General features: G+C 40.5%; 8 protein-coding genes. 1 reads left to right on the top strand and 7 read right to left on the bottom strand.

All coding sequences use genetic code 11. The features are described 5' to 3' along the window. Positions 1-997: 997 nt before the first annotated feature. The 5 genes from VE944_RS24120 to VE944_RS24100 form a co-directional block, all read right to left on the bottom strand. Positions 998-2,305 (bottom strand): CO2 hydration protein, encoded by a 1,308-nt coding sequence (locus tag VE944_RS24120; protein WP_324983012.1) that lies wholly within the window; start codon positions 2,303-2,305, stop codon positions 998-1,000. A 71-nt stretch (positions 2,306-2,376) separates the two neighbouring features. After that, positions 2,377-3,873, bottom strand: coding sequence for an NADH-quinone oxidoreductase subunit M (locus tag VE944_RS24115; protein WP_324983009.1), 1,497 nt, complete (start codon positions 3,871-3,873; stop codon positions 2,377-2,379). Between the two features lie 112 nt (positions 3,874-3,985). Continuing rightward, the gene (locus tag VE944_RS24110; protein ID WP_324983007.1) at positions 3,986-4,711 is read right to left on the bottom strand and encodes a carbonic anhydrase; all 726 of its coding nucleotides are present in this window, start codon (positions 4,709-4,711) and stop codon (positions 3,986-3,988) included. A 51-nt stretch (positions 4,712-4,762) separates the two neighbouring features. Beyond that, the gene (locus tag VE944_RS24105; RefSeq protein ID WP_324983004.1) at positions 4,763-6,640 is read right to left on the bottom strand and encodes an NAD(P)H-quinone oxidoreductase subunit F; all 1,878 of its coding nucleotides are present in this window, start codon (positions 6,638-6,640) and stop codon (positions 4,763-4,765) included. Positions 6,641-6,991: 351 nt separating this feature from the next. Further along, positions 6,992-7,177 (bottom strand): hypothetical protein, encoded by a 186-nt coding sequence (locus tag VE944_RS24100; RefSeq protein WP_229486015.1) that lies wholly within the window; start codon positions 7,175-7,177, stop codon positions 6,992-6,994. A 435-nt stretch (positions 7,178-7,612) separates the two neighbouring features. Between VE944_RS24100 and VE944_RS24095 the strand changes: the two genes are divergently transcribed. Beyond that, positions 7,613-9,124, top strand: coding sequence for a hypothetical protein (locus VE944_RS24095; protein WP_324982999.1), 1,512 nt, complete (start codon positions 7,613-7,615; stop codon positions 9,122-9,124). Here VE944_RS24095 and VE944_RS24090 read toward each other — a convergent pair. Next, positions 9,117-9,374, bottom strand: a complete 258-nt coding sequence (locus tag VE944_RS24090; protein WP_324983015.1) for a hypothetical protein — start codon at positions 9,372-9,374, stop codon at positions 9,117-9,119. The genes VE944_RS24095 and VE944_RS24090 overlap by 8 nt on opposite strands. Positions 9,375-10,033: 659 nt before the next feature. After that, on the bottom strand, positions 10,034-11,033 hold a 1,000-nt coding region (locus tag VE944_RS24085), incomplete at its 5' end, for an AAA family ATPase (protein WP_324982997.1).

The raw sequence follows: 11,033 nt of genomic DNA, 5'->3' as shown, positions 1-11,033 counted from the left end.
ATTAGGTATATAAAATATCCAGGTATCGGGAAAGTAATGCACCACAAAGCTGGGAATCAAACCTAAGCTTAGTGCTTGCTTTCCGAGTTTTTCAGCTTGTTCTTCTAAACTCAGTTGGTCATGAAATAGATGTTCAGCCATACTTTTTCATCTCCCTGCACTTTCTTTGACTCTGAAAGAACCTTCAATACCAGCATTGCACGAATCACCTTTAGGTGATTCACCATTCACTATGTTGCAGAATAAACTTGAGAATCTTTTGCTAGTAGACCTAAATAACTTCAAATATGCGTCTCATAAAAATCATAAAGCTATTTTAAATCCTAACGCTGAATTTGACCGAGACTACACCTCAAGGGTAGGCTGTTGACTTTGTGCCTTTTTAGGGGGTAAAAATTCATGCAAAATTTGTGTAGTCATTGCGAGCGGAGCGAAGCAATCCCAGGCGATTGCTTCGCTCCGCTCGCAATGACAGGAAAGATATTTTTTCCTCTCACAGAAATAGCATGAACCGAAAATCACCAAATTTCATCAAAGTCAACACCCTACCTCAAGGGTGCATTGGGATTGTAAGTGCGGCTTCTAAGATGATACTGTGTACGAGCGATCGCTCTGGTAAACTCGTTAACAGATTTATTACATTTCGGTTTTAGGGAATAATTCAGCTAGTTGGCACGCTCTCCGTAATATCCGTGGAACCTAATCAGCTAAAGCTATTCTCAGATGTAATGCCCACACCCATTACTAGAACAAAAACATTGGTGATGGCGATCGCATCTTAATTCCACTAATGAGAGAACTATCGCAGCTACATCATGCTTTCACTTAGTTCATTGGTTAATAATAGCCAAGTTTATAATCTCTTATATCAAGTCCGGTGAATCACTTATGATTACCGGATCTGTGCAAAAATCGGAAAAGCCTCTTTCCCCTTCCTCCCTGCCCCCTGCGCTCTAAATGATAAGTTTTTAGCCGGACATGATGTTAGGTGTATCTCTTATCTATAATCTTGCTTTTGAATACTCCCCAAACGAGCAGCATCACGAATATTGTAATCGGATCGAGTAAAGCGATTTAGCTGCATCTCAAAAAAGTCTCGATTGGCTTGTAAATGCTTGGGATTTGGGTCATCTAACGGATATAAAAGTGCAGTTCTCAAGGCTTGAATTACCGCAGAAGTTACACAGTACATTGACCGTTGAAAACTAACTCCCAACTGAATCAACATATCTTCTTCACCCCGGCAATGTTGGCTGTAGTAATCAACAAGATATGGCGGCAAAAAATGCAACATATCTTGCATTAATAATGTGGGAGGAATGCCAGCAGTACCCACTGGAAATACATCAGCGTAAAGAATACCATAGTGAAAGTCTTTTTGGTCTGCTGGTACTTGACGCGCTTGAGCATTATAAGATTTTGTTCCCCGGAAGGGTGCGGTACGGTAGAAAACAGCTTCTACATAAGGTAATGCTGCTTCGTACAGCCACATGAAACCCTTAGATTTGGGGATAATTTCATAGCATTCACCACGGATATAAACGTGATGGTAAATGGGACGACCTGCGATCGCAAATATCCCATTAACTAAGAAACTCATTGCCTCTGGGACGCTGCTAATGGTACCTTCGTCATAGCGATCGGACATTTCAAAGAATACTGGGGCCATGATTTCCCAGAATAAGCCCAGATTAGCGTAGTATGACATCTGGCGGCACTGTTCCAAAAACATATCCGGGAACAGCTTGTAAAGCCCCAGCATTACGGGGTTGCCTTGGAAGTAAGCTTTAATTGCCTTATCAGCGTTGGCTTTGTATTCTTCGGAATCTAGGTAAGGGTCAAATTGTCCACCCATCCCTCTGTGCCACAACATCGCCCGCATACAAGCTTCCGCAAATTCCATGTTAATGCGATCGTGAAACAAGTGATGCAACAACTTCGGCATTTTGAAAGTTTCACCCTTCTCAATAAATGCCAAAAGTTCTGGATGTGCAGTAGCTTCGCCGCGCCAAATTCGTAAATCGGCATCATCGCCAGCGTAATGATTATGCAGTTCTAAATACTCTTTGGGTAAGAAGTATTTGAAGAAGGGAAGCGGGTTTAAAAATTCGCGTTCGGCAATATAAAGTAGGTCGCGCCAGTAAAAATCCATCGGCACAGCATAAGCTTTATATAAACCGATGATTTGCATCAAATTTTCTGGAGTATCCGGTAACATTGCACCGCCTGCTTCTAAGCGGTGAATTACATCAGCAAATTCGTGTTTGGAAGGAGGTAATTTAATTGCTGTTTTAATTGCTGTCATGTTATTAGGAATGGGGGGTGGGGAGTGGGGAATGGGAATAGAGGAAAAAACTGTAACCTATAACCTGTAAGCTATTTCAGTGCGACTTCAGAGATTACGGTTTTTTCTAAAGCGGGAATTGCAGCCACCATTGTTGTAGTTGTGGATTCACTCCAACGTACTAACCAAGTGGGTTGTACTCCCAAAAAGATGATGAAAGCTGCCAAAATTAAAGCTGGTATTTTCTCAGCCCAAAAGACTTTGGGATAATAGGCGAAGTTATCTAGTTTGCCAAAACAAGTGCGGTTGAGGAGGATGACAAAATAAACTGCGGTTAATCCACTAGCTACTACACACAAAATAGTCGGGATAGGAAAGACAGAGAAACTACCTTGAAAGACGATAAATTCCGCGATAAATCCTGTTAAACCGGGAATACCAGCACTAGCCATTCCACCTAAAACTAATAAGGCACTAATTAGAGGTAAACCGCGTATGGGACTCATCAAACCATTAAGTTTATCTAACTCGCGAGTACCAACTTTCGCTTCTACAACTCCCACCAAGTGGAAGAGAATCGCCAGGATGATACCGTGGCTAAACATTTGGGCGACTGCACCCACAAGTGCTAAGGGAGTACTAGCAGCACCAGCTAGCAAGATATAGCCCATGTGACCGACGGAACTGTATGCTACCATGCGCTTGATATCTTTCTGAGCGATCGCAACTACTGCCCCATAGATAGCGCTGACTGCTCCCCAAATTGCCAAAGTCGGTGCAATAATACTCCAAGCATCGGGAAACATCCCCAACCCAAACCGCAGCAGTCCATAGGTTCCCAGCTTTGCTAACACGCCACCGAGAAGAATGGCAATTGGTGCTGAAGCTTCAACGTAAGCATCCGGTAGCCAAGTATGGAAGGGAACTAAAGGAATTTTAATACCAAAACCCAGTACTATCCCTGCTAGTAAAAGGATTTGTTTTGCTGTTGAGAGGTTTTCTGTAGAGAATGCATCAAAAGCAAAATTGGTAGAACCACTCAGCCATACCATACCCAAGAATGTTGCTAGAATCAATGCTCCTGAAACAGCAGTATAAATCAGGAATTTAATTCCAGCATAAGCCCGTTTTGCCCCTCCCCAAATGGAAATTAGTAAGTAGAAAGGGATTAATTCTAGTTCGTAGAATAGGAAGAATAACAGCAAATTTTCAGCGAGGAAAGCGCCTGCAACTCCTCCACTAACTAATAAAATCAGGGAGTAGAACAGCCGGGGGCGTTCAGTTTCTTTACTACTGCTGTAAATAGAAATCCAGGTGAGCAGGCTATTTAACACCAACATTAATATAGAAAGCCCATCAACACCTATTTGATAGCTCAATCCAAGGGTTTCATTCCAGGGTAAGTATTCTTTAAATTGCATCCCTGGATTGCTGATATCAAATTTTAGCAGGATAAACAGGTTCCAGAAGAGAACTATTCCTGAAAAAATTAATGCTATTAAACGGATACGATCTTTAGGGATACTTGCAGGTAATATTGCTATGAAAATAGCAGCGAGAATTGGCAGCCAAATCAATACACTTAACATGGCAATTTGGGATTTTAAAAAATTGGTAATTGTTATAAATGTCTCTGAATTCGCGGCAGCATAGCAACAAAGTACATTTCCAGGTTGAACCTGGAAACGAGATTTAAAAAATCTAATTAACCATACTGATTCTGCCAGTATCTAAATCATAATAGCCACCAACTATTTTCAGTTTTTCTGCCTTGATCAATTCAGATAAAACTGATGATGATTTCAATTCTTCAACTTGCGCCAAAATATTTGCTTTACAAGCGTTTTCTAACTTATCTCCTGATTGCTCTTTTGAACTTTCTACACTTGGTTTAATTGCTTCAAGTAAACTTCCAATTCGCCCTGGCACTTGAGCACCTTTGATTGCGGCATCTACTGCACCACATCTTTCATGCCCCATTACCATAATGACTTTGGAGCCTAATACTAAACTGCCAAATTCTAAGCTACCAATTTGCTGTGGTGTGGCAATATTCCCAGCTATACGGCAGACAAATAAATCTCCAAGTCCTTGGTCAAAAACAATCTCTGAAGGAACTCGTGAATCTGCACAACCAAGAATAGAAGCAAAGGGCTTTTGACTTTTGGCAACTTCGAGTAAACGTGATTGACTTTGGTTGGGATTGCGACGTTTTGATTTGACAAATCTTTCATTACCATCTAATAATTCTTGCAATGCTTTATCGGGGGTAATATCATCTTCTGCTGGCGCTACTGGGGCTTTTTTTTCGGCTGCAAGTAAGTTTGAGCTAAGTCCGGCTGTCAATACTCCTGTACCGATCGCACCTGCACCAAACTTGAATAAACTTCTTCTGGAAAGATTGAACTGGGGATGTTGTCTGCTCATGGAATTCTCCTCAAAATATTAAACTGTTAACTTTTAGTAGGATAGTTACTGCTACCCAAGTGTCGAAATTGGGAAAATCAAGTTTAAAAACTGTATTCCCCAAAATTGCCAAGTTACCCACATTCCTAAAACACCTACTCCTAAAAGAACGGTTAGGGCATAAAACTGGGTTTGACCAGAGGTGCTGTATTTAAGACCTTCACCCCCTAATAGCGAAAATAAACCAACGAAATTAACGATGCCATCGATTACAAAGCGGTCAATCATATCGGCAAGTTGGGAAATTTTGGCAACTCCAAAAATAATGGTCATTTTATAGAGTTTGGGGGTGTAAAAGTCGTATGCGAATAAATCCTGCAAACCTTGCCAAGGGAGGCGAATCGGTTTAGGAATATTGCCTAAATAAACCACGCCAGTTATACTGCAACCGGAAATACTCGACCAAATTAAAAGCAGTGCGACATCTTTATTTAGGTTTCCCCAATCGGGTAAAAGTGATAAGCTTTGCAACACTAAAGGAAGATGTAGACTGACACCAAGTAAAATTATCATTGGCAAAATCATTGGCCAGTGTGCTTCAGGCGATCGCTGACTCATTTGTGTAGCTTTACCGCCAAAAATTAAAGCGAATTCTCTCGTTAAACTCACGGCTGTCAAAACATTCACCGTTATCACTACTCCCACTAACCAAGGTTGGGTTTCCCACAAGCCATCTGCTAATTTCACCAACGCCCAAAAACTACCCAAGGGAGGAAAACCAATTAATCCCAAAGTCCCGACGATAAAGGCTATTGCTGAAATTGGACGGCGTGTCCACAATCCGCCTAATTGGGTTACGTCTTGGGTAATGCTATTCCAGATAATTCCCCCAGTACTCATTACCAACAGGGCGGCAGATATGGCATGGGTGAGTACTAACAATAGCGCCGTTTCGTATTGTTGCACTCCCACGGCGATGAATACTAAACCCATGTAGGCACTGACAGAATAGGATTGACAGCGCTTAAGATCAATTTGAGCGATCGCAATTAAAGAAGCACCCAACGCTGTCACTACCCCAATGGCTACCATAGCCGAGGAAACTATGGGCGAGATAGTTAACACTGGTTCCAATTTAATCAGTACCCATGCACCACTAGCTACTACTACCGAATTCCGCAAAATCGTACTGGGAACAGGGCCTTCCATAGCTTCATCCAACCACAAATGCAGGGGGAACTGGGCACATTTACCCATCGGACCGGCAATTAAGGCTAAACCTACCAGTGTCATGGTTGTCGGGTTGACGTTAGCAGTCGCCGCCCACTTGGCTAGTTCTGGATAACTCCAAGTTCCAGCTAAAGGCCATAATGCCAACACGCCCACCAGCAAGAATAAGTCTCCCACCCGCTTAGTTAAGAAAGCATCTCTCGCACCTGAGACTACCAAAGGCTGACTAAACCATAAGCCAACTAGTAAGTAGGTTCCCAGCGTCAGGACTTCCAAAATTACGTAGCTGAAGAACAAATTATTACACAGAACAAGGGCACATAGTCCCGCTTCAAATAATCCTAATAAGGAATAGAAGCGTCCCCAACCCCAATCCATTTCCATGTAACCGATCGCATAAATCTGCGCCAGCAAATTCAAGCCACTAATCACAACTAAAGCGCCGACACTCACCGAGGATATTTCCAAAGCAATGGTCAGGTCTAAACCAGCTGTAGATAACCAAGGAATAAATACTTCTTCGGCTGGCTGATTCCAAGTTGCTTGTAAAGCGATCGCACTATGTACAAACGCCAAAAATGTCATTACCAAATTTACATAACCCGCCGGTCTTGGCCCTGTTTTCCGAATGATCCCCGGCGACCAAGGTACGGCTAACAAGCCACCTATTAAGGCATAGCACGGAACTAGCCAAACAGTCTCCAGTAGAAACTGAGCCATTAACTTACCTCTATATTCTCATCAAAAATTTGGGGGTTTGAGTCAACTGGCGTTGATCCCCGTTAACCTAGCGATGTCTACGATGGGCTATGCCTACGCAGATCAGACAAATTTATCTTTATTTAATGTTCTTTAAAACAGCTTACCGTTATATCTGTCCAAATGGTATTACTTTATCTAAACAAATTTGAGATAAATCCTCTAAATAAATCTTATATATATAAAACTATTTGAGTAATGGATAATAGCTATTGTTTTTTATCTATTCATCATGAGTTTTTACTTATTGACATAAATGATAAAAGACGCAAGTGAAGTCCTTTGCGTCTCTACAATTCAGCTAAATTTAACTCACGCTTCGGTAATTTTGTCAACCTGCCAAAAAACAGAAATAATCGCAGGCGTTTGGTCAAATTGGCTGATGGGTGCGGGTTTCATGTCCCGGTAGTCTAACAGTTGGACTAAGATTAGGTAAGCGATCGCTAAAATGATCGAAATCGCACCTGTAATAATGGCGACTAATTTTGAACGCTCCATCAGTATTTCCTTTAGTGCAAGTTATTGTGCTGTGTCTATATCTACATTAATACTTGAGACACACACCACACACTGACCAATATACTTGCAGTTGATCAAAGCAACGCTTTAGACCCGTTAGTAATGCATTCGACTTATTTCTCTTTACATAGTTTAGTTTTTCTGTGCCTATCTGCTTATTAAAACAAGATATAAATATGGAGTTTTGCTTACACTGCAAACATTTGCAAACTATAAAAAGGTTGGTAGAGCATAACAAAGTTAAGATTAAAGTTAAGTAATAAAAGGCTTATAGCTATTCTCTATTACAGTTTCTTTACAGTTTATAAACATTATCTAAACATTATTAGTGACCAAGAAGCTACATACTTACTGTTATCTCGCTAGGATATTCACTAATGCGGGGTAGTCACTTATATTTAAACTAAAAATGTCATGATTAGTACTACTAAATTAAATAGAATTGACTTTTTAATTGTAATTATTATTGTCATAATTGGTCTTGTACATTTACCTTTTCCATTTGACGGAGATCAAGCATTTTTTAGGCTAGGTGCTTTAGAAATGCAACAAGGAAAAGTACTCTATCGTGATTTTTGGGATATAAAGCAACCAGGAATTTTCTGCTTTTATTTTTTGGCAGGAACTTTGTTTGGTTTTAATGAGATTGGCATCCATGCCTTTGAACTTATTTACATGGTATTTTTTTCGATAATATTGCTACTGACTCTAAAAAGCTATTTTCGGCATCAGGTAATCGCAAGCCTAGTACCTTTGTTAACGGTTGGTGTTTACTATGTTGTTTCAGGCGCTTGGCATCTTACTCAAGTGGAAGCACTGGTTGGTTTTCCTTTATTCCTTTGTCTTTGGCTAACTTTTCAATCTTTTAAAAGCGAAGGAAAGCAAAGATTTATCCTGCTTTTACTCTCTGGCTTTATTGGCGGAATTGTCCTCTTATTTAAATTAATATTTTTGCTGATATTATTTTCGTTTTGGCTAACTATATTAATGTATTCTGTATTAATAAAGAGACAGAGCATTCAAAAAATATTTATTGAAATTTGTTTGCCAATATTTCTAGGGATTATATTTCCTCTTTTAGTGGTTGCCAGCTATTTTGCGTGGTTTAATAGTTTGTCAATAGTGTATCGGACATTTTTTATATATCCGCCTCTTATTATTGCTAATTCTGCATTAAATCAGAAGGATTTTATTTCGGGAATCAAATGGTTTATACAGAATTTTTTTCCTTTAGCTTTAATGGCTATTGTGGCAATAGATGCTTCATGGCGTAAGTCTAAAAATATATTAACTTTGTTACTTGTTGTTTGGTGCATTTTCGGTTTGAGTGTTATTGCTCTACAATATAAAGCATTGTGGGAATACCATTTTTTACTGCTATTTGTACCTGTAGGTATTTTAGCAACAAAAGGATTAGATATATTATGGGACTCTTTAAAAGAATTAAGTTCCCAAATACCGACAATTATGCTCATATTTTTATTGTTCTTACCTTTTTCATCCACTCTTATAAAAAAGAGTGCAACTCTGGTTAATAATAAGTTTGCTTTAACTGAAGATACACGATTGAGATATCAGGCTGTCTTTAGAAAAAAATATCCATCCCTTCAATCAGAGGCTAACTTTATTTCTCAACCAGGAAGTGTTGCTGGTGAGATTTATGTGGCTGGTGATCCAGCTATTTACTACTTTTCTGGTCGGACTCAAGCAACAATCCTACGTGGTTGGGCACTTGAATATTTTTTGCCTGAGCAATGGCTAACACTTGTAGAGCAGTTAGATTCATCAAAGCCTCCTTATATTTTCATTGATTATGAACCACAGGCGATAATCAAAGAAAATTTTCCCAAGCTGCTGGAATTTGTTGAGCAAAGATACCAGATTTTACGTCAAAGTAATAACGGTATTTGGTATATCATCAAATGATCGAGGTAGGTTTCATGTCGTGGTAATTTAGCAGTTGGATTAGGATGAAGTAAGCGATCGCTAAAATAACCGAAATCGCACCTGTAAGAATAGCAATCAATTTTGAACATTCTGCAATTAGATCCCCGACTTCTTTGAGAAGTCGGGGATCTGGATTATCTACATAATTAACTTGGCTATAGTTTTTCTGAGCTAGCGGCGCTTTAGTACATAAAATATTAACAAGCTGAAAGCGATATTTTATCCACATTTTTTCAGAGCTAAACTGTCACACTTCCCGACATCCCGCCCAGAACTAAAGTTCAGGGCTAATAGCTGAAGTCCACTTAAGTGGACTGAATAATCAATTTAGTCCACTTAAGTGGACAGTGGCTCTGAGACTCGGAATTCATTCTGAGGCGGGATAGAAACGCAGTGCGAGATTTATTAATTAATAAAGATATGGCTGCGACAAGACTTGTGTGTACACCGTAGTTACCAAGGCGAGGGGAGTAAGGGGTGGGGTTCTGGGGTTTAGCAACTAAGCAACCGGACATAATAACTCCATTAATGAGGCTTTGAACTCCGTTAACGAGTCTTTTATACTCGTTAATGAGTCTTTGAACTCCGTTAACGAGTCTTTTATACTCGTGAATGAGCCTTTGATAAGTAGGTAAACATAATTAATTACACAATGTCATTGCGAATGCAGCGAAGCGAAATGAAGCAATCGCAAGGGCTGGGATTGCTTTGCTTCGCTCGCAATGACTGTAATTAATTTTGCGTAGTTACTTATTATGTCCAGCTAAATACTTGTCATTGCGATCGCAGCGAAACAATCCTAACATTCTTGCGATCGCTTCGCTTCTCTACGAGACGCTCCGCGAACGTTCACAATGACATATCATAAATTAATTTACCGGACATGATTCAAATAAACCAACGGCGAATCAACTCCACCTGGAAGCCATAGCTGTCGTCAACTTCCTCAATTAACTCCCGTTGCAACAGCAAGCTGAAAGTAATATTAGCATTGGGGAACTCTTGCAATAGAGTTTGGCGGCTAACTATAGCTCCTTCCCCTTGAGCAGCGATAAAACGTAGAATAGCTTCTCCAGTAGCGTCTACTTGGTTGTTTTGAATGTCAGCGAAGAAAAAGCCACCACTTTGCAAAGCTTCTGGTATCGCGGCTTCCACATCCGCTAAAATTGCCAATCGCCGAATAGAGGGGTCTTGTTCGTTTTTAAGGACAATAATTTCTGCACACAGTAGTTGTACTAAGAATGGGTGACAACGGGTGAGTTGTAGCACTCGCTCAACAGCGTTAGGTTCATAACGCAAGGTAAAATCTTTGACGGGATGTTCAATTAATTGTCGTGCTTCCGTTTCTTTGAGGTAGGAGATATGCACTACTTGAACATTAATGAGATAACTAGCCCAGCGCTGATATTCTTCGATAGTATGAGAGCCAGCCAGTAAAACCTTGAAGCGGGGACGATGTTGGATAAGGTGACGCAGCATTCCCAAAATATCCTGTTCATCAAAGCGACCTTTGGCTATGGCGTTGTCTAGCACCTCGAATTCATCTAGCGCTAGTAAGGCGGTGTTTTGTTCTAAAGCCTGTTCTACTTTATCTAACCATTCATAGAAATAGGTGAAGGGGTCAGATTGTAGCACTTCGCGGGCTAGGGATGGTAGAGTTACACCTTGCTTTTTCGCTGACTTCTCCATCTCTCTAGCCAGGTTGTAGAGAAAACCTGTATGGTCACTAGCTGATGAAGGTGCGCCTTGCAAGTCTACAAACATGGGGATGATGTTATTAGGTAGTAACTTTCCGATGTTATTGAGGAGGGAAGTTTTACCCATACGTCGCTGACCGTATAGTAGCAGAGGTGGACGACGGCGATCGCGCAGTAGTTGCTCAATGCGT

The organism is Nostoc sp. (assembly GCF_035638895.1).
Lineage (GTDB): Bacteria > Cyanobacteriota > Cyanobacteriia > Cyanobacteriales > Nostocaceae > Nostoc.
The sequence above is the reverse complement of the archived record's forward strand: the minus strand, read 5'-3'. Positions and strand labels throughout refer to the sequence as shown.

Bases quoted from the DNA above. Each gene is read 5' to 3' on its own strand.
- VE944_RS24120 (WP_324983012.1), bottom strand. From the start codon at position 2,305: ATGACAGCAATTAAAACAGCAATTAAATTACCTCCTTCCAAACACGAA.
- VE944_RS24115 (WP_324983009.1), bottom strand. From the start codon at position 3,873: ATGTTAAGTGTATTGATTTGGCTGCCAATTCTCGCTGCTATTTTCATA.
- VE944_RS24110 (WP_324983007.1), bottom strand. From the start codon at position 4,711: ATGAGCAGACAACATCCCCAGTTCAATCTTTCCAGAAGAAGTTTATTC.
- VE944_RS24105 (WP_324983004.1), bottom strand. From the start codon at position 6,640: ATGGCTCAGTTTCTACTGGAGACTGTTTGGCTAGTTCCGTGCTATGCC.
- VE944_RS24100 (WP_229486015.1), bottom strand. From the start codon at position 7,177: ATGGAGCGTTCAAAATTAGTCGCCATTATTACAGGTGCGATTTCGATC.
- VE944_RS24095 (WP_324982999.1), top strand. From the start codon at position 7,613: ATGATTAGTACTACTAAATTAAATAGAATTGACTTTTTAATTGTAATT.
- VE944_RS24090 (WP_324983015.1), bottom strand. From the start codon at position 9,374: ATGTGGATAAAATATCGCTTTCAGCTTGTTAATATTTTATGTACTAAA.